Source organism: Stenotrophomonas sp. VV52 (assembly GCF_002893095.1).
Taxonomy (GTDB): domain Bacteria; phylum Pseudomonadota; class Gammaproteobacteria; order Xanthomonadales; family Xanthomonadaceae; genus Stenotrophomonas; species Stenotrophomonas aracearum.
The window spans coordinates 594,449-617,732 of sequence record NZ_PKQQ01000001.1 but is presented as its reverse complement, the minus strand read 5'-3'; the positions used below and the strand labels follow the sequence as shown (position 1 = coordinate 617,732).

Sequence of the window (23,284 nt, the reverse complement as noted above, 5' to 3'; positions counted from 1 at the left end):
CCCACCGGCCCTGCGCGTACGACCCGACTTATCCCATCACGTGCGCTGCCACATCAGCACGCAGGCGCTCGTGGGCGTAAGCACCCAATAGCGGCGAGGACCGATCGAGCGGTACCGCGTTGCTCCAGTCGGAGACTGACGATGCCCCGAACGCCCCCAACGCATCAACCAGCCGTTGCGTTTCCGCCACCGCGCTGCGGCCTTCGGCCGATCGCGCGGCAGCAAGCGGACTCAACTGACCCGCGATGGTCGACGCAGACACCGCATTCCCGCCATCTCCCGGCTGTACGAATGCAATGGCAAACTCGCCGCCCAGGAAGTGTTTGAGCACACGCATCTGCTGGGTCGCACTGCCATCCACCCGGACCAGCAGATCATCGCCTTGTCGGTGATACGTCAGCCGATTACGGGCGATACCGTCGAAGTACAGCCAATCGGTGCCCCCCCCCGTGTTGTCCACCGTATCGGCACCGCTACCCGCGCGGTAGAAGTAGGTGTCGTTACCGGTGCCACCGAACAGGAGGTCGTCGCCATCCTCACCCACCAGCTGATCATCCCCGGCGCCACCCATGAGAATGTCGACGCCGGATCCGCTGAAGTTGCCGTTGCCCCCGGACAAATAGTCGTTGCCATCGCCCCCCTCCAGCTTGTCGCCGCCGCCCATGCCGAACAGCGTGTCATTGCCGGCCAATCCCTGGATGCGGTCACGCCCACTGGTTCCAACCAGCTGCTCTCCTGCGGCAGTACCCGTGATCTGAGAGGGGTAGTCCGAATTGTTCCCACCCCCGGGAGTGCCCGGACCTGGCGGAGTCACCAGGGCGTTGATCGCCGCAGTATTGAGCGCATTGCCAGTGGCCGCCTGCAGGTAATCCAGTGCGAGATCCCCGCCGAGGAAATGGCCCGTAACCGTAACCTTCTGGGTGGCAGATCCATTCACGGTAATCACCAGGTCATCTCCCTCCCGGGCAAACCCCAGTGCCGATTGCGTGATCCCGTTCTGGAAGATCAACCAGTCGGTACCACCTCCGGTGTTGTCGATCGTGTCAAACCCGCCGCCGTAGACGTACTGGTCATCACCCGCCCCGCCGAACAGCACGTTGCTGCCATCCTCGCCGCGTAGCGTGTCGTTGCCCAGCCCACCTTCCAGCCGGTCATCGCCGGATCCGGTACCGCTGCCGCTGCCGCCAGCGAGGTAGTCATTTCCGTCGCCGCCCCGCAGGGTATCGTTACCTGCCATCCCAAACAGCGTGTCTGCGCCACCCAGCCCCTCGATCAGGTCCTTGCCAGCGCTTCCGACCAACTGCTCGGCAGCAGCCGTGCCCTGGATCACCTGGTCGAATTGGCCGCCGGTGCTTCCTCCGGCAACAATCTGATTGATCTGCGCGGTAGTGAGATATGCGCCGCCGTCGGGCTGCACGTAGTCGATGGCAGCGTCTCCGCCCAGGAAATGGTTGGTGACACGCACCGACGGCGTGGCCGCTCCGTCCAGCACGATCAGCAGGTCGTCTCCCTCGCGCCGGAATCCAATCCGATCGCGACTGATTCCGCCGGTAAAGAACACCCCGTCGAAGCCGCCGCCGGTGTTCTCGATGCGGTCGCTGCCGGCACCTGCGTCGAACACATACTTGTCATCGCCGGCGCCTCCCGACAGCAGATCGTCGCCACCCCCACCCACCAAGGTGTCGTGCCCCCCGCCACCGAGGAGCACATTGGAGGCGCTGTTACCGGCCAGATAGTTGTCGAGATCGTTGCCAGTGCCATCAATTGCAGAATCACCAGTCAGGAACAGGTTTTCAACATTGGCCGACAGCGCATAGCTTGCGCTGGACTGCACCTGATCGCGTCCGGCGGAGGCCGCCTCGACCACCACGTCCAGACTGTCGTCGGTGATGTAGATGTCATCACCGATTCCACCGATCATCGTATCGATGCCTTCACCACCATCGTGGTAGTCGTTGCCAGCACCACCCTCCAGCCGATCGCCGCCGGTTCCGCCAAACAGGGAATCGTCTCCATCCAGACCATACAGCAGGTCGTCTCCGTCCCATCCGCCGAGCGTATTGGCTCCCGAGTTGCCCGTCAGCGTGTTGTCCAACGCATTGCCATTGCCAGTCTTCACACCGGCCGCGAGGATCAGGTTCTCCACCTCATCGAACAGCACAAGATTGGTTTCGTAGCGCCGCTCGACGGTATCGACACCCTCGCCTGCGTACTCCACCACCCAGTCAGCGCTGCTCTCGTGGATGAACGTGTCATTGCCCAGGCCGCCATACATCGTGTCGCCGCCCAGCCCGCCATCCAGCCTGTTGTTGCCTGCATTGCCAATCAGGACATTGCTTCCGTGATTGCCGGTACCCTGCAGATCGGAATCACCCATCAGGGTCAGGTTCTCCACCGTGTCGCCGAGCGCGTAGTCGATGGTCGTCTCGACGGTATCCTGGCCTTCGCCGTCCAGCTCCACCACGCTATCGCCCACATGGTCGACACGGAAGGTGTCGTTGCCCAAGCCGCCTACCAGGATGTCGGCGCCACCGCCGCCATCCAGGACGTTGTCGGCGCTGTTGCCAATCAACTCGTTGTCACCCGCGTTGCCGGTCGCCTCACGGGCGGTGCTTCCTTCCACCTGAATCAGGCGCTCCAGGTTCAGCGAAAGCGCGTAATCGCTGCTCGCATACACCGTGTCGGCGCCCTCTCCAGCACTCTCATGGATCGCGTCGTAGCCACTGTCCACGTGATAGACGTCATTGCCGCTACCCCCAACCAGCACATCGTCACCCGTGCCACCGTCGAGCACGTCGTTGCCCGCGCCGCCTTCCAGCCTATCGTTGCCGGCTTGGCCGTGCAGGATGTCATCACCGGCAAGACCCTGAAGCAGGTTCACGCCAGCATTGCCTACCAGCTGATTGGCCTCCGCGTTACCACGCGCGTCGATGTCAGCGTAGCCGGCAAGCTCCAGCACCTCCACGCTATCCTGGAGCGTGTATGAGACAGTCGAGACGATGCGATCCTGGCCTGCGCCGGCGAGCTCGATCACCTGGTCCATCGCGTCGTCGACATGGTAGAGATCATCGCCCTCTCCACCCGCGAGCTGGTCCGCACCACTGCCACCGTCGAGGAGATCCGCTCCAAGGCCACCAGCCAGTATGTCCTGGCCTTCGCCACCGTACAGTAGATCGTCGCCGCTGCCGCCCAGCAACTGATCATTGCCCTGCTCACCCCAGAGTACGTCGATGCCGTCGCCTCCGCTTACGGCATCGTCGCCCGCACCGGCATGAACCACGTCATTGCCTGCACCTGCATCGATCACGTTGCCCGATGCATTGCCGAAAACAAGGTCGTCCGCCGCCGTGCCAACCAGAACTTCAGCATCCAGAACCGCAGGCGTCAACAGCCGGGCTGCCGCGTCCCCCACATGCAACGTCAAGCCGCGTAGCGCCATGCCGGTGTTGGCATCGAAGATGTTCTCCCACCGCACCTCATCATTGGAAGCAGGTCCGAACTGGATAACCATCGCGCTACCGTCGCGCCGCAGGACCAGCTCGTCCGTGCTGTAGCCGGTCACGCGAAGCTCGCTCTCGCCTTCACTGTCGATGATCGTGTCGCGCCCATCGCCACGTGCGAAATGGAACACATCATCGCCGGCATTGCCTTCCAGCACGTCAGTGCCGGTGCCGCCGTACAGGTGGTCATTGTCGTCGCCACCAAGAAGCCGATCGTCCCCGGCCCCGCCGAACAGCGTGTCATTGCCCTGCGCGCCGGCCAGCCAGTCGCCCGCATCTCCGCCGTCGAGCACATCGTCACCGAATCCACCATGCAGCGCATCGACCCCCTCGCCACCGCTGAGGGAATCATTGCCGTCGTCGCCGAATAGCGTGTCGCTGCCAGCGCCGCCCGCCAGCGTGTCATCGCCATCCTCGCCATGCAGCATGTCGTCGCCTTCGCCGCCGGCGAGCAGGTCATTACCAGCGCCGCCGCGGACGGTGTCGTTGCCCAAACCACCATCAATGTCGTCGGCGCCGGCATATCCCTGCAGCAGGTCATCGCCGCTGGTCGACGCCTGCACGAGGGCGCGAATGTCGGCCAGGGTCCAGGTAGTGCCGTCCGAGAAACGAACTTCGTCGATACGCCAGGCCCCAAGGCCGTCGTCCTGGAAGTAGTACTGGACGCGTACCTGGTCGTCACCAGCCAGGTCCAGCACCAGATCGTCGCCCTGCCGTGACGCGGTCACGTCGGCGGCGCTGATTCCGGCCTGGAATTCCAGGACATCGATGCGCCCCGCCGCGTCGTCGTAGCTACGGATGACATCGGCGCCGTCCCCCTGTGCGAACAGATACGTGTCATTACCCCGTCCGCCATCCAGCGTGTCACTGCCGGTGCCTCCGTGAAGACGATCGTTGCCCTCGCCGCCATCCAGACGGTCGTCGTCTGCGCCGCCCCGCAGCACGTCGTCACCCGCGCCGCCACTCAGGCTGTCGGCTCCCTCTCCCCCGTCCAGGCTGTCATTACCCTCGTCGCCATGCAGGGTGTCCGCGCCGGCACCGCCGAACAGGGTGTCATTGCCCCCGCGGCCGGACAGCCAGTCATTACTGCTGCCACCGGTGATCACATCGTCGCTTTCGTAGCCATACAGATCGTCATCGCCATCAGTAGCGGCAAGCACCCGAGCCTTGACGTCGGCCACTGTCCAGACGGTGCCGTCTGTGAAGCGGAAGGCATCGATCCGGTAGGCGCTGGTGCCGTCGGCTTCGAAGAACTCCTGTATATCGACCCGATCATCGGTACCGTTGAGGGTGATGCACAGATAGTCGCCGCTACGCCACATACGGACATCCGCAGCACGGATGCCAAGTCCGAACTGCAGCACATCCGAGCGGGCGGCACCGTTATCCCAGTTGTTGATCCGGTCGTAGCCACTGCCGCGACCGAATACATACGTGTCGTTGCCGCTGCCACCCGAGAGGTAGTCGTCCCCCGCACCGCCTTCGAGCCGATCATTCCCCGCCCCACCGTGCAGCTGGTCGTTGCCTGCCCCCCCCTGGAGCACGTCGTCGCCGGCATCCCCGTACAGCACGTCATCGCCGTCGTCACCGGCCAGCAGGTCATCGCCATCCCCGCCACTGAGCTGGTCGCCGTGCGCGCCTCCGAACAAGTGGTCGTCGCCGGCATCCCCCTGCAGGTTGTCGCTACCGTCGTCTCCAATCAGGATATCGTCACCGGCACCGCCACGTAGGGTTTGCCACCCTGTCGCCTGGGCACTGCCGATCAGGATATCGGCGTCGGCACTGCCACCCAACACTGTGCTGTCCCCTAGCAGGAACTGCATGTCCAGGCGCTGCAACGCGCTGGCTACTGTGGCGTCTGCCCCGAGCGTCTGTACCCAGCCGCGCAGGCGTGTCGTACCTTCCAATAGGCCCTCCTGCGCCAGGGATCCGAGCTGTGCGTGCAGCAGCTCGGCCAGGTCTACCACCGCGTCCACGGGGTTCAGCGCATACTGTGCGTCGAGCAGTCCGAACATCGCCGTGAAGTCATACGCAACGCTGTTGAAGCCGGCCCAGCGGATGTCGATGGCATCCAGGTACGGGCGCAAGCGCGTCTGCGATGCGAGGCTCTGATAGGCGAGTTCGAAGTAGCTGTCATAGATTGCCTGGTACTGCTGGATTGTCTCCGAACCCCAGTACAGGCCGGTGATTGGCGTCTCGTTGCCAAGCAGCGCCTCGACGACGCGCACCATCTCCCAGTGCTCTTCAGACAACCACGTCGGGTCGGGCCACACCACCACCTGCCCCGGTGTCAGATTGACGATGTTCGACGAGTTAGGATCTTCGACCCCGCCGCCTGCAAACAGCTGGATGCCGCTGTCGCTGAAGCTGGGATTGGTCCGTGCCCAGGCGATCAGCACATCGGCGACACGACCCTCCAGGCCATCGCGGCCGCTCGCGGCAGCCAAGGCCTGCAGGGCGGTCGCCAGCGCCGGGGAGAGCGTCGCCGCCTGGTGCAGCTCGCGCAAGCGCCCGATCCCATGCAGGTTGGGCAGGTCACGCAGCGACGCGTCGACCTCGATGGCGTCGACGTACTCACTGTGCACGCCATCCTGATCGAACAGGAAATCCTGCATCACGCCGGTGACGGTGCTGCCGTCGCTCGCACGGCGGGTAAAGCTACCCGTTCCGAACAGCCTTCCGCCCTCTACAGCGCCATTACCCACATTGGTGGAGGCCAGCGAGAAGCTGAGAATGCCAAGTTCCATGAGTGTCTTCAGCTCGCCGGTATCGCTGATCCCGTCGCCATCCAGATCCTGCCACACCTTGATTTCGTTGAATCGCTGATCCTGCGCATCGATTACTCCGTCGCCGTTGGAGTCCAGACTGGCCAATGCCTGGAACCCGGTGGTGAATCCGGCACCGGCGGCAGTGGTGCTGTCGCCGAACAGCTCCGTGCCGTCTTCGACCTTTCCATTACCATTCCGGTCCCAAACCAGCAGGCCGTCGGACGCATCGACCCAGCCGGTTGCGGTACGAATCCCATCGCCGTTGTGGTCGAAAAGCGCGCCGGCCGCGCCATTCTCTGCGCGGGTACGGACCACTCCGTCACCGTCGAGGTCCAAGGCGAGCGGGTCATATCGCACGATCCGATAGGTGGGATCTTTGAGAAGATCACGCAGGCGCTCGAAGGTATCCTTGATGTTTCGGAAGGCGTCGCCCAGCGGCGAATCGAGGAACTCGCGCTTCAGATTGTCGATCTGCTGCTCAATCCAGTCACGCGTCGACTGCGGCAGGGCGTTGTAGTAGTCCTCCCAGCTCGGCATGTTCAGCAGATCGACATCGTCGAAGGGTGTGATCAGATTCTCGAAGTCGCCAGCCTGCAGCCCCATCGCATTGACCAGCGTGTTTGCGACAGAATTGCTGTTGGGCCCCAGTACGCCACCCGGTGGGTAACCAAGGTCCATGGAGTTCATCTGGTCCATGGCGTTCATGGCGGACTGCCACTTTGTCGTGACGTCGGAGAGCGAGCCTTCAAACAGGGTCTGGCTGGGCTGTCCCGGCTGTGAATAGAACTGGTCGTAGCTGTAGTAGTCGTATGTCACCAGACGGTCACTGGGAAGGTAACCCATGGGCTTGATCTTCCCGTCCGTCCCGGTCGCGAGGCCGTGCATTTCTCCTAGAATGTTTCCATTCGGGTCGCGCATGCGGATGAAATTGTGGCCCGCAATCTCGCCTATTCCAGGCACGTTTACGATGGGAAGGGTAACGATCTCGATTGAGTAGCCGGACATGATTCCATTCGCTCCTGGGGACTGTACCGTTGACGTTCAAGGCGGACGTGCGCGCAGCGGTGCTGCACGGCACGGAAAGCGCACTGCAGGTGTTGCTACGACAGAGGAAAAAATGCGTGCGGCAGAGAACTAGTGCAGATCGCGCTTGAAGCTCAAGGCGGCAATGGCACCGTTGTGGGTATCGAGCGCTATCCACAACTCGTAGCGCATGGGTACGCGCACGTCGTTGGGCTTGAACAGGGTTCCAGTCATGACGGTGTGGTAGCTGCAATGCACGCCATCATTCGCGGGCGCACAGCGATGGAACCCCAGCTTCTGAAGACAATCCACCGACGTCAGGCAGGCCGAATGATTTGGTTGGGCCTCGAGCCATCCCCTGAGGTCGGATTCCACGAACTGCGGGGAGTTCATCCAGATCGGGCGCAGCTTCTGACCAAGCGGCTCACTGCCCAGCGCCTCAAGGTCCAACGAAACGCCTGGAAAGCCACCACAAGCCGAAGTGGCCAGCACCGCCAGCCAGCCCATTACGCGGATCAGAAGTCGCCTATGACCGGCGATCGATAGTGAGTGATGCATGACGTCCCTGCAATGCATACCGCCCATATGGGCGCTCTGCGGATCATGTGGACCAGCGCGGCGTCTTGTCAACTGGTCAGCAGCCTTGCTGTGCCCGTCTGTGACCGGATTCACGCCCAGCACAGATACAGAATTCCCTGACTAGTGTCGCAATCACCCCTTCGGCTATCGTCGCAGCCATCCAAGGATCCGGAACCGGCCATGTCGCGCGCACTCACCCTTACCACCCTGGCCGTGTCCAGCCTCGCCCTGCTGGTCTCCGGCTACACCGCCGTGCGGCTGCACCAGAGCCAGTCCGAACAGCGGGTCATCACCGCACGCGGGCTGGTCATCCAGGACGCCAGCGGCCAGGCCCGGGTGGTTCTCGGCGCGCCACTGCCCGATCCGCTCAGCAAGGGCGTGCCGCAGGGCCCGCGCGCCTCGCCACTGTCCGGCGTCGCGCTGCTCGGGGCCGACGGCTCAGAACGCGGCAGCTATGGCACGGCGGACGTGGGCGACGAAGCCTCGCTCACCCTGGACGACGCCAAGGGCACTACCGAGGTGTTCAAGATCACCGCCAATCCTGATCGTGGGGCCACCCTGGTGATCAAGCACCAGAACAGCACGGGCGCCATGCTCACCTCGTGGCAGGGCAAGCCGGAGCTGATCTTCCTCAACGACAACGGGCAGTCGCATTACATCCGCCCGGGCACGGCGGCAGCCCCCTGACCCGTCCGACATGCGAAAATGGCACGACGTTCGTTGAAGGTTGCCGCCCGTGCCCATCGCCGCTCCGTCCTGGCCGCAGGCCACCACCGTTGCCGACTTTCGCCACAACCTGGACGTGGTGCACGCGCGTATCGCCGCTGCCTGCGCCCGCGCCGGGCGCGACCCGCGCAGCGTACGCCTGCTGCCGGTCAGCAAGACCGTGGATGAAGCGCGCCTGCGCCTGGCGGTTGAAGCTGGCTGCGATACGCTCGGCGAGAACAAGGTGCAGGAAGCCAAGGGCAAGGCCGAAGCGATGGCCGACCTCGGCATCCGCTGGTCGGTGATCGGCCACCTGCAGACCAACAAGGCGCGCGACGTGGCGCGCTTTGCCAGCGAGTTCCAGGCGCTGGACAGCCTGCGCGTGGCGCAGGCGCTGGACCAAAGGCTGGCGCAGGAAAACCGCACGCTGGACGTGTTCGTGCAGGTCAATACCTCCGGCGAGGCGAGCAAGTACGGGCTGGATCCCATCGAGGTGGCCGACTTCGTGCAGCAGTTGCCGGCCTTCAGCCAGCTGCGCGTGCGCGGGTTGATGACGCTGGCGGTGTTTTCCGACGATACGGAGCTGGTGCGTCCGTGCTTCGTGCGCCTGCGTGAGCTGCGCGACCGCCTGCGCCCGGGGTTGCCGGCCGGGGTCAGCCTGGATGAGTTGTCGATGGGGATGTCGGGGGATTTCGAGATCGCCATCGAGGAGGGGGCGACCGTGGTGCGGGTGGGGCAGGCGATTTTTGGGGCGCGGGCAACGCCGGATAGTCAGTATTGGCCCGGGAGTGTGGGGTAGCCGGCACCGCGTGGGACACGCATGGCGTGTCGCTACGCGGGATTACAGCATCCGTCGTTACGCGAGGGTGGCCATGTGGTTCGCGTGTTCGCGGGCCTGGGCGTGCAGCCAGTCTCGGAAGGCCAGGAAGCCGGGGTGCGTGGAGGAGCGTGGTGGGTAGACCAGCCAGTGCGACCAGCGTGTTTTCAGCCGGTGCGGCGACAAGGCGATCAGCTGGCCGGAATCCAGCAGCAGGCGCGCGCGGGTCATCCGCCCCAGCGCCACGCCGAACCCGTCCAACGCGGCGCGGTGGTGCGCTTCGGAATCGTTGAGCATCGCCACGAACCGCGCAGGCGCCGCGTCACCCACCAGCGAGAACCAGCGATGCCATTCGCCATCCGGGTCGCCCAGCAGCGGCCACTGCGACAACGGCCGTGCATCCACTCCACCCATGCGCTCGACCAGCGACGGACTGGCCATCGGCACCATCCATTCGTCGAACAGCGGCTCGGCATGCACCCCGCTCCACTGCCCGGCGCCCACCCGCAGTGCGGCGTCGCAGTGCAGCTGGCGTTCGAAATCGGTCAGCCGTTCGCTGGATTCCAGATTGAATTCGATCTGCGGATGCGCGGTCACGAATGAGCCCAGGCGCGGCACCAGCCAGTTGGACGCCATCGACGGCAGCGCGCTCACCGTGAGCACCCGGTCATGCCGCGCGCCGAACGGCTGCAGCGCCTGCGCGATCGCATCCAGGTGCGGCCCCACCTGCTCCAGCAGGCGCTGGCCCTCGGGCGTTGCCTTCACCCCGCGCGGCTGCCGCTGCAGCAGCGCATAGCCCAGCCGCTCCTCCAACTGGCGCATCTGGTGGCTGAGCGCGCTGACCGTGAGGTTCAACGAATCCGCCGCCCGGGTCAGGTTGCCCAGGCGGGCGGCGGTGACGAAGTTCTGCAGTGGCTGGAGCGGAACCCGGGACATGGCAACTTGAATCCAGTTCAAGAAAGGGTTGTGAAACGATCGCTTCTGCGCCGCCCATCCTGCCCGTATCGTCAATTCCACTCAAGTGGAGGACGCCCATGAACATCTACGCCAGCCTGTTGTTCCTGCACGGCCACATCACCGACCCCGAGCTGGCCCGCCAGCTTTCCGAGCCCGCCGCAGACGCCCAGGCTCAGGGCGCCGGCTTGGCCTCCGGCAGCACGCGGGGCCTGCCGTCGTACCAGTCCCGCGCCCCGGCCAGGTGCCAGCTGCGCTTGTCGCCGTCCAGCTCGATGCCGGCACCGAGCAGCCCCCAGCGCAGGTAGAGGTCGCCGCGTCGACTGCCCTGCGGCATGTCCAGCCGCGCGCGCAGCGACAGGCGCTCGTTCTCGGCCTGCAGGTCATCCACCGCGAGGTGCTCGCGCTGCCAGCGCAGCTGCCCGCTGGCCTGCACCTCGCCCGAATCGAGCAGGCCCAGCACCCAGCGTGGGTAGTCCTTGCGCGCGGCGAACACGCCCAGCACCGGCCCAGCGTCGCGCAGCCGCAGTTTGGCGCGCGCATCCACCCGGAACGGTTCGGCGGCCTGAATATGCCCACTGTCCAGGTCGACCTCGCCCCACCAGCCGCCCTTGCCCGCCGTATCGCCGTCGACCTGCACATTGCGCAGGCTCAGGGTGGTTCCGCCGAGGTCGAACTGGCCAGCATCAAAATCTGCGCGCTTCACCTGCGCCTTGACCTGCGCATCGCCACGGATGTTCATGCCCATCACCTGCATGCGCGCACCCGTGCCGCGCAGGTCGGCACGCCCCTGCCCGACCCGTCCGGCGCCATCCAGCGTCACGTCACCGCTGAGCAGCCCGGTGCCGCCGAGCAGGCGCGCGTTGCCGCTGCCCACGTAGCGGTTGTAGGCGGTCAGGTCGGGCACCCGCGCATCGCGGAATTGCAGGTGCGCGCGCATGCCCTCGCGCAGCTGCTGCAGGCGGGCGTCGCCACGCATCGTCAGCGCCATCGCCTTGCCGTCAAACAGTACCGTCTTCGGCGAATCCGACGGCGCGGCACGGAACTCGGGAATCGCCACCTTCAGTTCCGCCTGCGGCGGTTCACCCTCGACAATCCTTCCCACCGCGCTGGCCTCGCCCTGCATGCGCACCCCAGCCACTTCCGACACCGCCACCACCTTCGGCACGTCCAGTCGGCTGCCCGGCGCCAGCGCACCATCCACGATCTTCAGGTCGCCCTCGAGCAGGCCACCGCCATCCAACCGGAACCACGGCTTGCGCACGAACAGGTCGGCAATCCAGTTCAACGAATCGAACTTCCACGCGCCGCGCACTTCGCCGGACAGGCGCGGCAGCAGCTCCGCCGGCGCCTCGAACGGAATCTTCCGCCCGCGCACGCGCAGGTCGGCGTGCAGCTCGCTGCCGGTCTCCTCGTCGCGCGGCAGGCGCGCCTGCACGCGCATGTCCTGGGCCACGTCCAGCTGCAGCGACAGCAACCCACGGTCCGGCGCATGCACACCGGCATGTACCGGCACCCGCCACACCATCCGGCTGCCGGGCTGCAACATGCCGCGGTCCATCGCCAGGTCCGCGTTGAGCCGCGCCTCGGCCGGCATGCTGCCAACCTTCGCGTGCGCGCCGGCCGTATCGATCGTGATCGCCTGGCTGCGCCCGTCCACCTGCAACTGCGCCCAGGTGATGCCAAACTTGCGCAGGCCCGGCGCTTGATCTCGGTAGTGGCGCGGGTAATGGAAGCGTGCGGCGAGGTGCGCTTCATCGAGCAGCTTGACCCCGTCATAGTTCACCGTGGCCTGCTCGAAACCGGCGGTGGAATCGAACAGCTCCGAAGGTCCACCCTTGGTCTGCTTCTGGAAGCCGACCGTGCCGTGCCCTTGGCCGACGATCAGCAGCTTGCCGAAGCGACCACTGCGGATGCTGTCGCTGTGGATCGCGTCCAACCGGATGTTCCAGCCGCGATCCCCGCGCGGTGGTGGTGGTATCGCCTTCTCCACCCGTGAGATGTCCGATTCCACCCCGGTGGCATTGATGCTGGGAATGCGCACTTCCCGCTTGAACAGGTGCACCAGTGAAATCCATGCGCTCGCGCGGTCGGCACGGAAGACATAGACCGTGTGGTTGGCCTGTCCCCGGATATGGATGTTCCAGACAATCGCATGCCCCGGCATCAGGGTGAGTGCCGGCCCGGTCTTCAACGTGAACTTTTCAGGTTTGCGGTTGGTGACCGCATCGAACAACGGCGTGTTGAGGAACACATTCCCCGCCACCAGGTACAGCGCATACAGCACCAGCAGCGCATACAGCGTCACGCGCCACGGCCGGGGCCAGCGCCGGACGCGCTCGGGAATCAAAGCCATGGAAGTCTGCGACGTAACGGAATGACACCGCCACTATCAACAACCGCGCTACGGCACCGCGTGAAGGCGCGGGTTCAACCCACCCGCCGCTCCGGATCCCAGGCCATCGGCTGCCACAACTCCAACTTGTTCCCATCCGGATCCAGGATCCACGCAAACGACCCGTTCTCATGCGTCTCCGGCCCACTGACAATGGTCACATCCGCCTCACGCAGGTTGGCCAGCAACCCTTCCAGATCATCCACCCGATAATTGATCATGAAAGGCGACTCGCTCGGACTGAACCATTTACTCTCCGGCTCCGCCAACGCCCAGACAGTAAGGCCACCATCATTGGCCTTGTCATCCGGCCACCGCAGCACCGCGCCGCCGAAATCCTCCAGCTGCATGCCCAGGTGCTGCCGATACCACTCGGCCAGCGCGGCACGGTCGCCACGGCTCTTGAAGAACACCCCGCCAATACCGGTCACCTTCGCCATCTGCCGCACCCTCGCTGCCTGTGGTGCGCCGAGCGTACACCGCCCGGCGCCAATGGCAAGGCAGAGGCCTCAGGCATCCGGTTCCGGAAGCTTCGCCACCACCTTGAACTCCACATCGAAGCCGCTCAACCAGGTCACCCCCACGGCGGTCAGGCTCGGATGCGGGGCCTTGCCCCAATATTCGGGGACGATCGCCCAGACCCGGTCCAGGATCTTGTCGGGATCGATCATGAAGACGGTCACGTCGACCACATCATCGAACGTGCAACCCGCCGCCGCCAGCACCGCGTTGAGGTTCTCGAACAGGCGGTGCACCTGCGCCTCCAGCCCCGGCTCCGGCGAACCGTCTTCGAGGCTGCCGACCTGGCCGGACACGAACAGGAAACCATTCGAACGCACGGCGGGGGAATACCGGTAGCGGGCATACAGGTCCTGCCGGCCAGCGGGGAACACAACGTCTCGGGTTGCCATGGAAGTCTCCAGAGGGGCGCAGGGCCCGGTGAGGGAAGGCCTCCACGGTACGGGCGCCGCCCAGAGCGATAAACGACCAACCTTGGCCATCACTGTTTGTAGAATCCAAACAATTGCCCACGAGAGTGCCGATGGACCGTTTCGATGCCATGCAGGCCTTTGCCCGGGTCGTGGAGACCGGCAGCTTCACCAAGGCCGCGCAGACCCTGCACATGAGCCGCACCACCGTGACCCAGCTGGTGCAGCAGTTGGAGGCGCGCCTGCGCGTGCGCCTGCTCAACCGCACCACCCGGCAGGTCAACGTCACTGAAGACGGTGCGGCCTACTACGAGCACGTGGTCCGCCTGCTGGCGAACCTGGACGACGCCGAGACCAGCCTGTCCAGTTTCGCCGCCAGCCCGCGCGGCCGGTTGCGCGTGGACGTGCCCGCCCCCTTGGCGCGCTTCCTGCTCGTCCCCGCCCTGCCCGACTTCCATGCGCGTTATCCCGACATCCAGCTGGACCTGGGGGTCAGTGACCGCAACGTGGATCTGATCGACGAGAACGTGGACTGCGTCATCCGTGGCGGCGTGCTGACCGATTCGTCGCTGGTCGCCCGCCAGATCGGCGAACTGAAAGCGGGGCTGTACGCCGCGCCCAAGTACCTCGACACCATCGGCGTCCCGACGCACCCGGCTGAGCTGGAAGCCGACCCGCACCGCATCGTCGGCTACCGGGGCTCACGTCCCAGCGGTGCCATGCCGTATGTGCTGCGGCGAGGCGATGAAACACTGACCATCCACGGCCGCCACCTGCTCGCGGTGGACGATGGAAATGCCTACCTCGCCGCCGGCGTAGCCGGACTGGGCGTGCTGTGGCTGCCGGACTATGTGGCGGCCGAGCACGAACGACACGGTGAACTGGTGCGCGTGCTGACCGATTGGCAGGTCGACCCCATGCCCCTGCACATCGCCTTCCGGCCAAACCGGCACGTCAGCGCCAAACTGCGCGTGTTCGTCGACTGGGTCGCGGCCCTGATGGCTGAGCACGTGCCGAAAGCCACGCAGGGCGTGGCTCTACCGGGTGGACAGCACCAGCAGCAGGAAGATCAGTAACGAGGCCACGCTGGCCAGGGTGAGTACCCATTGGATATCGCGAAGCCGTAGCGTCGCCGCATCCAGCTCGTCCCGGTGCGTACGAAGCAGCAGGAAGCGGGTGTAGGTGCCATTGCCCCAGTGGCTGCCACCCGGGCCGAAGGTGCGTGGCTCGCCGAAGGCATCGAACAGCGCCGGATGATCCCGACGGATCCGCCGGAGCATCATCACGTTGAACGGCAGGCACATCAGGATCAGCCCGAACGGCAGCAGCAGCATCATGTCGATCAGTTCTTTCACGGCACCTCCCCGATGGCGTGCCTGGGATGATAGACCGGACAGCTGGCGGATGGTGGGGGTCACGAAGGTAAGGGCTGAACCACCAGCACGTCACCTCGGCACACATCCACTTCGCGATAAATCGCGTCGCGCCCATTACGGAACGCCAGGCGCAGGTCGAAGCGGCAGCCGTTGTTGCCCAGTCGCACCGTGGTGCTGCCGCCGCCACCCTCGATGCGGTCGATCGGACGGGCTTCGAAGGTGCCGCTGCCGGCTTCGGCGACCTCCAGCCGGAGAATGCTGTCGTGGGCGCGGTTGAGCACCGTCAGGTAGCGCGGCTGATCGGCAGCTTGGGCGGCCGAGGTGGCAGACATCAGGCAAAGCAGTGCGAAGGTGCGGGTATGCATGGCAGCGGGCTCCAGAGTGGGCGAGCCTGCATGACGCGCCGGGAATGCCCACGCCGACAACCGATCCGGGACCAATCGTCGTCACGCCGGGACCAATCGTAATGGGCCGTCATGGCGCTTCTCGGGCCCCGCTGAGGCGCCTAAGATGGCCCTGCCCCGCCTTGTCGGGCGCCCTGGATACCCGCCGTGATCGTTCGCCTTGGCAGCACCTCCATCACGCTGAGCCGCTACCTGCTGCTGTGGACCGCCGTCGTGCTGGTGTTTACCGTGCAGCACGTCCTCAGCGACGGCATGCACGGCAACAGCGTGCCGCTGGTGGCGCATCTACGCTGGTCGATGATCCAGTGGTACACGTGGGCCGCACTCGCCCCGCTGGTGTTCCGCCTGGCCGAGCGCCATCCCATCGACCCGACCCGTCGCCTGCGCGGCCTCGGCCGGCACGTGCTGGCCAGCGTGGTGGTCACCTCCGCCGCCATGGTGATAGGCGCGCTGGTCTCCACCCTGTTCGAACCCAGCGGCTTCTTCGAACAGCTGGGTTACTTCCTGGCCCAGCACTTCGCCATCGGCCTGCTCACCTACTGGGGGCTGTTCGCCCTGCAGCAGGCCTTGCACTTCCAGGCCGAGAAGGCGCGGCGCGAGGTGGAAGCCAGCCGGCTCGCCACCGAACTGGCCCAGTCGCGCCTCCTGTCGCTCAAGTCGCAGCTGCAGCCGCATTTCCTGTTCAACACCCTGCACGCCATCATTACCCTGCTCGACGAGGACACCCTCTCAGCCGAAGACATGCTGCTGCGACTGAGCGAGCTGCTGCGCGCCTTCCTGGAAGACTACGACGGCCAGGAGATTCCGCTGCGCCAGGAGCTGGACCTGATCGAGCTGTACCTCGGCATCCAGCGCGTGCGCTTCAAGGACCGCCTGACCACGCGCACCTACATCGCACCGGACACCCTCGACTGCGCGGTGCCCAGCCTGCTGCTGCAGCCGCTGGTGGAGAACGCATTGCGCCACGGTATCGGCCAGCGCGTGGGCGGGGATGTGGTGGAGATCGAAACTCGCCGCGATGGTGACGGGTTGTGCATTGAAGTGCGCAATCGCAACAGTACGCTGGAGCCCAACCCGAGCGCGCCCGTTGGACACGGGATCGGCATGTCCAATACTCGCTTGCGCTTGAAGGAGCTGTACGGCGACACCGCCGACGTGCGGCTCGACATGATCTGGCCGGAGGGCGTCGCCTGCCGTGTCCGCCTGCCCTTCCGGGAAATGGCACCCCTCGACGACGCGCCGGAACTCAACACAGGGACAGCCCCGGCATGAGCATCCGCGTACTGGTGGTGGACGATGAGCCGTTGGCCCGCCGTGCCATCGTGCGTCTGCTGGCCGACGACCCGGAGATCGAGCTGCTTGGCGAATGCGGGGACGGCGTCTCCGCAGTCAAGGCGATCCGCGAACAGTCGCCCGACCTGGTGTTCCTGGACATCCAGATGCCAGCCATCACCGGCCTGGACGTGGTCGCCACCATCGGTGCCGAGCGCATGCCCGCCACCGTTTTCGTCACCGCCTACGAGCAGCATGCAGTCAGGGCGTTCGAGGCCAATGCGGTGGACTACCTGGTCAAACCCTTCAGCCGCGAGCGCTTCGCCAGCACATTGCTGCGCGCCCGCCAGCGCGTATCAGCCGCAACCGGCACCAGCGCGCAGGCCACCACGCAGATCCTGCAGGCGCTGGACGCCCTGCGCCAACGCGAAAGCTACCTGCAGCGCATTCCCGTGCGGGTCGACGAACACGTCGTGTTGATCGACGTCGCAGACATCGTCTGGATCAAGGCCGCACGCAACACCGTGGAAATCCACCTGGCCACGAAAATGCATGAGCATCGGGGCACCATGACCGCATTGGCCGAGCGGCTGGACCCGAAGCACTTCGCCCGGGTACACCGCTCGGCCATCGTCAACATCGCCCGCGTCAAAACCATCCATCCGTGGTTCAACGGGCACCATGTGGTCACACTGGACAGCGGCCAGCAACTGCGCATGAGCCGATACCAGAACGACGCGTTCTTGAAGCTCGTGTCTACCCGAGCAGATACGACCTGACCCACCTATAGCGCCGGGCTCTGCCCGGCCGCTCTTCGCACGTATCTCAAAAGCCGCTAGGTCAGCTGACCTTGTCTTCCCCCTTGCTTATCAGCATCTCTTCAGGCACCCGTCAATCCGCAACTGCGTCGCCTGCTGGCAGGCCGCTATCCACGGGGGGCTGCTCTTCGCCTTTACTGCCAGGATCATCCAGATACAGTGTATTACCGTTCGAATGCCCCCTGACAAACACCTTGCTCTCATTGCCGTGCTGGCTGATATAGCCCATCACGCATCCTTGATAGCTGATGTTGTCGTAGTCCCGTGCATCCGAGATGCGGGATGCAGTCGCCTGTCCGGAATGTTTGTTTATTCGTACATCGATATAATTACTACCTGCCATCGAATAATGGCGCAGCACCCTTTCCCCACCTGCCTCGTAGCATACGTGCCGAATGTGATTTCCATCTTTCATCCAAGCGTAATGAGCGCTGTCATGGCCATTCAATCCATAGTGCCTGCTCGCAACGATCTTGAGGTTGGGATCTTCGAACCGGATGTAATACAGATCCACATCCCAGTACGGGGCATTGTGTGCATTCTCCCCGAACATGATGAACTTGTCCCACTTGACCACTTCTGGCTGCCTCCCCCTAAGCTTGACCCAGCTATCGAACTTCCCTGGAGCGGTTTCCGGGGTATTCGTCCTGAATACCGCCCCTGACGGTGATTTAAACTCCGCGGCAATCCAGGTCGTATCCAAATCGGATTTTGTGACAAATATTGGGACAACCTGCCCATTGGACTCCGGCTCTACGTCCTGATCCGTGTTATTCGGCACTTCAGTTCCATCTTCTCGCACTAAAGGCCACTCGTACACAAAGCGCGTATCTTTCGTGTGTCTGGCACCGCGGACGGCGCCATTGTTCTCATAGTGGATCAGCCTTACTCCGTTTACTCCAAACAACTGCTCTCGACTCAGCTGAACTACTGCTCCAGCCTTATTCCGCGCCTCAACAACAACCTCGATCGGCGCTTGCTGCAACCCGTTGGCGAAGATCTCCGCAGTCACGTTTGACTGCTTGTGAATCTGAACCCTGAATTCGCTCAAGGTTTCCCAAGCTACCTCTCGCTCATCCCCAAAACCGCCACCTTCCACGACGTCGGTCTCAAGATCATCCGAACTCTTGTTGGACTCGGTACCCATGATTAACAATCTCCCATTTTGTAATCCATTTGGCCTCTATTACCACCATGGATCGCAAGCATGGGAAGCACACCAGACATCGGCACACCGCCCAAGGGCTGCACCGAACAGATATCCACGCAATGGGCACGGTAAACACAAGCCCGTTGAGCGCAGCTCACTGCTCGCGATTCACCCCCGTGAGTCGCCAACATAATCCCGGGGTTGTTAGGGCTGCGTGTTGGGCGGGTGCAACCGCAGCATTGCGGATTATCGGCGTTTGCCCCGTGCGCACGGCAGCCGGGCAGAGCCCCGCTCTACGCGGGTTTCTCGCCTGCGCGTAGGGTGAGGACCTCTACGCCGTTGTCGGTTACCAACACCGTATGTTCGGCCTGCGCTGACAACTTGCCGTCGCGCGTGGTCACGGTCCAACCGTCTTCGCTCATGTCGATGGCGGCGCGGCCTTGGTTGATCATGGGCTCGATGGTGAAGGTCATGCCGGCTTCGAGTTCCTCGCCGGTGCCGCGCTTGCCGTAGTGCAGTACCTGCGGCTCTTCGTGCATTTCCCGGCCGATACCGTGCCCGCAGAACTCGCGGACCACGCTGTAGCCGTTTGCCTTTGCATGCTGCTGGATCGCAAACCCCACATCGCCCAAGGTTGCACCCGGACGCACCACTGCAATGCCCTTCCACATCGCTTCACGGGTGACCCGCACCAGTCGCTTCGCCTGGAAGTCGACGTCACCGATCAGGTAGGTCTTGCTGGAGTCAGCAATGAAGCCGTCCTTCTCCAAGGTGATGTCGAGATTGACGATGCTGCCGCTGCGCAGAATCTCGGTCGCCGACGGCACGCCGTGGCAGACCACGTTGTCCACCGAGCTGTTGAGCACGTAAGCGAAGCCATACTGGCCCTTGCTGGCCGGTCGCGCCTTCAGCTCATCGACGATGAAGCGCTCGACCCAGTCGTTGACCTGCAGCGTGCTCATGCCTTCCAGCGGCAAGCGGTCCAGCGCCTCGAACACCGACGCCAGCAGCCGCCCCGAGGCCCGCATCAGCGCCTGTTCTTCCAGCGTCTTGATCACGCGACAGCCACCCGCAAGGCTCCGGGGTCCACTCCGGCCGCCCGCAGCTCACGGTTGACGATCTCCTGGTAGCTCATGCCGGGGTTCATTTCGCACAGCATGCCGACCTTGATCCAGAAGCCGGCCTGCGCGTTGATCGAACGGCCGGAAACGCCGCTGGCGCGGCGCAGGTTGTCGTGCAGCTCGTCGTCTATGTTGACGATGCCCATGAGAGGTCTCGATGAGGGGTATATACACATCATATACGCTTCATATACCCCACGCCACCGGCCATACGGCACCGCGGGTAGAGCCGGGCTCTGCCCGGCTGCCTCAGGTCCAGGCCGGGTCCGCCGTGAAGTCGATCGTCAACCAGAACTCACTGCCACGCGCGTCCAACCGCTCCGCAATCTCGTCGCGCAACGCATCCACGCTGCCGATCGTGCCGATCACGGTGTCCGGATGGGTCAGGATATGGATCTCCACGAAGCGCATCCGCCCCATCTTGGCGACGTGACTGGTGAAATCCAGATACCCATGCTCGGCAATGAACTGCTGCATCACCGTCTGCACCCGTGCGTCCAGCGTATCCGGCGCCACCTGCAGCACCTCGCGCATGGCCTTCCATGCACCGCGCAACGGCACCGGCAACACCGCCACGCTGATGATCGCCAGCACCAGCGGGTCCAGATAGGGAATCCAGTGCGCGTGGTCGCCGTCCTTCAACAGCAGTGCCAGCGCGAACGCCAGCACCACCGCCAGGCTCATCATCCCGCTGAGCAGCCACGCCCGCACGTCCAGCCACAGCAGCGCCGAACGCAGGCGCCTGGCATACACGCGAATGATCGCCGCCATGCCCAGGTTGCTCACGCACAGCAGGCTGGCCCACATCAGCGCGGGGCCGGCGCGGACCACGTGGCCGCCGGTGGTCAGGCCGATGATGGAGTTGGCCACCGCGTAGATGCAGGCCAACGCCAGGATCGCGCCGCCCAGCGCCTCCACCATCGGCTCCAGGTGCCAATAGCCATACTGGAAGCGCGGGCTGCCCTCGCGCCCGAGTAGGCGCAGCACTGCCAGCGCCACCAGGGTCAGGGCGACATCGACGAGGCTGTACACGCCGTCGAACAGGATCGCCTGCGAGCCCACCAGCAGCCCGCCAATGAAGCCGGTGGCGCTGACCGCCACCGTGACCCCGATCGAGAATTTGAGGACCCGCTGCTCGCGTGCTGTATCCATCGCCTGCCGAAGCCCTGCACTGCGCTCAGGTCTTCAGCACCTCCACCTTGTAACTCGGCACGTCGCCGTCACGGTCGATGATAAGCCCGTGCACGTCCGACTCGAAGCCCGGGAATCGCGCGTTCTGCTCGCGGGCGATACGCAGCGACTGGATGATCGGCTCATCGGACGCACCAAACCGTTCGCCCGGCATGATGGTGGGGATACCCGGCGGATACGGCACCAGCATGGTGCCGGCGATCCGCCCACTGATCGCTTCGATGTCGACCCGCTCGATCTGTCCGCGCACCAGGTGGTCGTAGGCCTCGGCCGGCGTCATTACCGGCTCGGGCAGGTCCACGTACATTTCCCGCATCACCTGCGCAACGGCGAACTCACGGTTGAACGCGTGCAGCGCCAGGCACAGGTCGCGCAGGCCCCAGCCCGCGTAGGCCTGGGGGTAGTCCGCAGCCAGGTCCGGCAGCGCCCGGGTCAACGGCGCGTTGGCGTCGAACAGTTCCTTGAACGCCATCAGCTCGGTCACCAGCGTGCTCCACTTGCCCTTGGTGATGCCCATCGAGAACAGGAACAGCACCGAGTACAGGTTGGTCTTCTCCACGGTGATGCCGCGCGTCCACAGGAACTTGCTGAGCACCGCCGCCGGAATGCCCAGGTCACCGAGATCGCCATCGATGGACAGGCCGGGCGTAAGCAGGGTCACCTTGATCGGGTCGATCAGCACGTAGTCTTCGACCAGCCCGTCGAATCCATGCCAGTGCGCGTCCGGCTGCAGGTACCACTCCTCGCGCTTGGCCACCAGCGGCGCCGGCGCATCGCCCTTGGCCAGCGAGCGCTCCAGCTTGTCCGGCTGCCACACGCTGAACCACCAGTCGTCGCGGCCCAGGTCTTCGCGTACGTGCAGCATGGCCCGGCGGAAGGCAATGGCCTCGTCGTGCATTTCCTGCACCAGCGACTCGCCGGCCGCACCCTCCATCATCTTCGAGGCCACGTCGCAGGCGGCAATCACCCCGTAATGCGGGCTGGTGGTGGTGTGCATCATGAACGCTTCGTTGAAGCGCTCGGCATCCAGGTCGCGCGTGGCCGCATTGCGCACGTGGATCATCGAGGCCTGCGAGAACGCGGCCAGCAGCTTGTGGGTGGAATGAGTGGTGAAGATGATGGCGTCCTGCTCGCGCGGCTTGCCCTTGGCCATGCCGTAATGGTTCTCGTAGAACGGATGGAACGCCGCATAGGCGTACCACGCTTCGTCGAAATGCAGGAAGTCGACCGCACTGCCGATTTCCTCGGCAATCTTCTCCGCGTTGTAGCACAGCCCGTCATAGGTCGAATTGGTGACCACCGCGATGCGCGGCTTGGACCCGGCCTTGTACGCCTTGCTGGCCAGCGGGTTGGCCGCGATGGCCTGCTGCAGCGCCTCGGGCGTGAACTGGTCCAGGCTGATCGGGCCGATGATGCCGTGCGCGTTGCGGCTGGGGGTGAAGAACACCGGCACGCCGCCGGTCATGATCAGTGCGTGCAGCAGGGATTTGTGGCAGTTGCGGTCGACGAACACCACGTCGCCCCGCCCCACCGTGCCATGCCAGACGATCTTGTTGGCGGTGGAGGTGCCGTTGGTGACGAAGAAGGTGTGGTCGGCACCGAAGTTCGCCGCCGCTTCGTTTTCCGCCGCCTTGATCGGCCCACTGTGGTCGAGCAGCGAACCCAGCTCGGGCACCGATATCGAGAGGTCGCTGCGCAGCGTGTTCTCACCGTAGAACTGGTGGAAGGCGCGTCCCACCGGCGACTTGGTGAACGCCACCCCGCCCGCATGCCCCGGCGTGTGCCAGGAGTAGTTGGAGTCGGCCGTATGGTGGATCAGGGCCTTGAAGAACGGCGGCAGCAGCTGCTGCATGTAGTCGTCGGCCGCGCGCATCACCTGCCGGGCGATGAAGCTCTTGGTGTCCTCGAACAGGAAGATATAGCCGTGGATGTACTTGAGCAGCTTGCTCGGCACCTTCTCGATGGTGCGGCGCTCACCGTACAGGAACACCGGCAGGCCCGCGCGCCGTGCACTCTGCTCGCGCAGGAAGCCCAGCAGGCGCTGGAACTCGCCCGGTTTGTCCTCGGTGCCGTCGATGGAGATCAGCACCGCCGAGGCGGCCACGTAGGTCCGCGCGCCAGCCTGCGCATCGGCCAGGGTCAGGCCGCACAGCACGCGCTGGTCGCTGCCACGCAGCTCGTCGACCAGCGCGCGGATCAGGATGCCGCCGATGCGCGGGGACTCGTAGTCATCGTCGATGACGATGATCGGGTAATCCAGTGACTTGAAGTACACAGCATTT

At 64.5% G+C, this 23,284-nt stretch carries 18 protein-coding genes; 5 read left to right on the top strand and 13 right to left on the bottom strand.

Annotated elements, in window-relative coordinates; translation table 11 throughout:
- Positions 1 to 28 precede the first annotated feature (28 nt).
- Together C2U58_RS20360 and C2U58_RS05245 are read right to left on the bottom strand one after the other, a co-directional pair.
- The gene (locus C2U58_RS20360; protein WP_301182350.1) at positions 29 to 7,273 is read right to left on the bottom strand and encodes a calcium-binding protein; all 7,245 of its coding nucleotides are present in this window, start codon (positions 7,271 to 7,273) and stop codon (positions 29 to 31) included.
- 129 nt (positions 7,274 to 7,402) lie between these two features.
- A complete protein-coding gene (locus C2U58_RS05245) occupies positions 7,403 to 7,798 on the bottom strand; it encodes a hypothetical protein (protein WP_146033408.1) in 396 nt (131 codons plus the stop codon).
- A 252-nt stretch (positions 7,799 to 8,050) separates the two neighbouring features.
- Between C2U58_RS05245 and C2U58_RS05240 the strand changes: the two genes are divergently transcribed.
- Both C2U58_RS05240 and C2U58_RS05235 read left to right on the top strand, forming a co-directional pair.
- Positions 8,051 to 8,557, top strand: a complete 507-nt coding sequence (locus tag C2U58_RS05240; protein ID WP_102944838.1) for a hypothetical protein — start codon at positions 8,051 to 8,053, stop codon at positions 8,555 to 8,557.
- A gap of 49 nt (positions 8,558 to 8,606) precedes the next feature.
- Complete coding sequence (locus tag C2U58_RS05235; protein WP_102945022.1) at positions 8,607 to 9,374, top strand: YggS family pyridoxal phosphate-dependent enzyme; 768 nt, start codon at positions 8,607 to 8,609, stop codon at positions 9,372 to 9,374.
- Between the two features lie 57 nt (positions 9,375 to 9,431).
- Here the strand turns inward: C2U58_RS05235 and C2U58_RS05230 are convergent, their stop codons facing one another.
- The 4 genes from C2U58_RS05230 to C2U58_RS05215 form a co-directional block, all read right to left on the bottom strand.
- Positions 9,432 to 10,328 (bottom strand): LysR substrate-binding domain-containing protein, encoded by an 897-nt coding sequence (locus tag C2U58_RS05230; protein WP_102944837.1) that lies wholly within the window; start codon positions 10,326 to 10,328, stop codon positions 9,432 to 9,434.
- Between the two features lie 193 nt (positions 10,329 to 10,521).
- On the bottom strand, positions 10,522 to 12,702 hold the full coding sequence (locus C2U58_RS05225) for a hypothetical protein (RefSeq protein ID WP_102944836.1): 2,181 nt from the start codon (positions 12,700 to 12,702) through the stop codon (positions 10,522 to 10,524).
- A 74-nt stretch (positions 12,703 to 12,776) separates the two neighbouring features.
- Positions 12,777 to 13,181 (bottom strand): VOC family protein, encoded by a 405-nt coding sequence (locus tag C2U58_RS05220; protein ID WP_070209139.1) that lies wholly within the window; start codon positions 13,179 to 13,181, stop codon positions 12,777 to 12,779.
- A gap of 69 nt (positions 13,182 to 13,250) precedes the next feature.
- Entirely contained in the window at positions 13,251 to 13,652 is a 402-nt protein-coding gene (locus tag C2U58_RS05215; RefSeq protein WP_102944835.1) for a RidA family protein, read from the bottom strand.
- 131 nt (positions 13,653 to 13,783) lie between these two features.
- On the opposite strand from C2U58_RS05215, the gene C2U58_RS05210 reads away from it, so the two are divergent.
- Positions 13,784 to 14,746 carry a LysR family transcriptional regulator gene (locus C2U58_RS05210; RefSeq protein ID WP_102944834.1) on the top strand — a complete coding sequence of 321 codons (963 nt, stop codon included), beginning with the start codon at positions 13,784 to 13,786 and terminating at the stop codon, positions 14,744 to 14,746.
- Here C2U58_RS05210 and C2U58_RS05205 read toward each other — a convergent pair.
- Together C2U58_RS05205 and C2U58_RS05200 are read right to left on the bottom strand one after the other, a co-directional pair.
- On the bottom strand, positions 14,708 to 15,025 hold the full coding sequence (locus C2U58_RS05205) for a hypothetical protein (RefSeq protein ID WP_102944833.1): 318 nt from the start codon (positions 15,023 to 15,025) through the stop codon (positions 14,708 to 14,710). The genes C2U58_RS05210 and C2U58_RS05205 overlap by 39 nt on opposite strands.
- Positions 15,026 to 15,084: 59 nt before the next feature.
- The gene (locus tag C2U58_RS05200) at positions 15,085 to 15,411 is read right to left on the bottom strand and encodes a hypothetical protein (RefSeq protein ID WP_102944832.1); all 327 of its coding nucleotides are present in this window, start codon (positions 15,409 to 15,411) and stop codon (positions 15,085 to 15,087) included.
- 186 nt (positions 15,412 to 15,597) lie between these two features.
- On the opposite strand from C2U58_RS05200, the gene C2U58_RS05195 reads away from it, so the two are divergent.
- Positions 15,598 to 16,722, top strand: coding sequence for a histidine kinase (locus C2U58_RS05195; protein WP_102944831.1), 1,125 nt, complete (start codon positions 15,598 to 15,600; stop codon positions 16,720 to 16,722).
- A complete protein-coding gene (locus C2U58_RS05190; protein ID WP_102944830.1) occupies positions 16,719 to 17,501 on the top strand; it encodes a response regulator in 783 nt (260 codons plus the stop codon). Before C2U58_RS05195 ends, C2U58_RS05190 begins: the two co-directional genes overlap by 4 nt.
- Positions 17,502 to 17,613: 112 nt before the next feature.
- Here the strand turns inward: C2U58_RS05190 and C2U58_RS05185 are convergent, their stop codons facing one another.
- The 5 genes from C2U58_RS05185 to C2U58_RS05165 all read right to left on the bottom strand — a co-directional run bounded on the left by C2U58_RS05185 (position 17,614) and on the right by C2U58_RS05165 (position 23,277).
- Positions 17,614 to 18,687 carry a hypothetical protein gene (locus C2U58_RS05185; RefSeq protein WP_102944829.1) on the bottom strand — a complete coding sequence of 358 codons (1,074 nt, stop codon included), beginning with the start codon at positions 18,685 to 18,687 and terminating at the stop codon, positions 17,614 to 17,616.
- A gap of 296 nt (positions 18,688 to 18,983) precedes the next feature.
- Positions 18,984 to 19,748 carry a type I methionyl aminopeptidase gene (gene map, locus C2U58_RS05180; RefSeq protein ID WP_102944828.1) on the bottom strand — a complete coding sequence of 255 codons (765 nt, stop codon included), beginning with the start codon at positions 19,746 to 19,748 and terminating at the stop codon, positions 18,984 to 18,986.
- Positions 19,745 to 19,957 (bottom strand): ParD-like family protein, encoded by a 213-nt coding sequence (locus C2U58_RS05175; protein ID WP_068852612.1) that lies wholly within the window; start codon positions 19,955 to 19,957, stop codon positions 19,745 to 19,747. The genes map and C2U58_RS05175 overlap by 4 nt, the downstream gene beginning before the upstream one ends.
- Before the next feature lie 103 nt (positions 19,958 to 20,060).
- Positions 20,061 to 20,963 carry a cation transporter gene (locus tag C2U58_RS05170; RefSeq protein WP_102944827.1) on the bottom strand — a complete coding sequence of 301 codons (903 nt, stop codon included), beginning with the start codon at positions 20,961 to 20,963 and terminating at the stop codon, positions 20,061 to 20,063.
- Between the two features lie 25 nt (positions 20,964 to 20,988).
- On the bottom strand, positions 20,989 to 23,277 hold the full coding sequence (locus C2U58_RS05165) for an Orn/Lys/Arg decarboxylase N-terminal domain-containing protein (protein WP_102944826.1): 2,289 nt from the start codon (positions 23,275 to 23,277) through the stop codon (positions 20,989 to 20,991).
- Between the last annotated feature and the right edge of the window lie 7 nt (positions 23,278 to 23,284).

Coding starts and splice junctions, on each gene's coding strand:
- C2U58_RS20360 (WP_301182350.1), bottom strand. CDS start 7,273: ATGTCCGGCTACTCAATCGAGATCGTTACCCTTCCCATCGTAAACGTG.
- C2U58_RS05245 (WP_146033408.1), bottom strand. CDS start 7,798: ATGGGCTGGCTGGCGGTGCTGGCCACTTCGGCTTGTGGTGGCTTTCCA.
- C2U58_RS05240 (WP_102944838.1), top strand. CDS start 8,051: ATGTCGCGCGCACTCACCCTTACCACCCTGGCCGTGTCCAGCCTCGCC.
- C2U58_RS05230 (WP_102944837.1), bottom strand. CDS start 10,328: ATGTCCCGGGTTCCGCTCCAGCCACTGCAGAACTTCGTCACCGCCGCC.
- C2U58_RS05225 (WP_102944836.1), bottom strand. CDS start 12,702: ATGGCTTTGATTCCCGAGCGCGTCCGGCGCTGGCCCCGGCCGTGGCGC.
- C2U58_RS05220 (WP_070209139.1), bottom strand. CDS start 13,181: ATGGCGAAGGTGACCGGTATTGGCGGGGTGTTCTTCAAGAGCCGTGGC.
- C2U58_RS05215 (WP_102944835.1), bottom strand. CDS start 13,652: ATGGCAACCCGAGACGTTGTGTTCCCCGCTGGCCGGCAGGACCTGTAT.
- C2U58_RS05210 (WP_102944834.1), top strand. CDS start 13,784: ATGGACCGTTTCGATGCCATGCAGGCCTTTGCCCGGGTCGTGGAGACC.
- C2U58_RS05200 (WP_102944832.1), bottom strand. CDS start 15,411: ATGCATACCCGCACCTTCGCACTGCTTTGCCTGATGTCTGCCACCTCG.
- C2U58_RS05190 (WP_102944830.1), top strand. CDS start 16,719: ATGAGCATCCGCGTACTGGTGGTGGACGATGAGCCGTTGGCCCGCCGT.
- C2U58_RS05185 (WP_102944829.1), bottom strand. CDS start 18,687: ATGGGTACCGAGTCCAACAAGAGTTCGGATGATCTTGAGACCGACGTC.
- C2U58_RS05175 (WP_068852612.1), bottom strand. CDS start 19,957: ATGGGCATCGTCAACATAGACGACGAGCTGCACGACAACCTGCGCCGC.
- C2U58_RS05170 (WP_102944827.1), bottom strand. CDS start 20,963: ATGGATACAGCACGCGAGCAGCGGGTCCTCAAATTCTCGATCGGGGTC.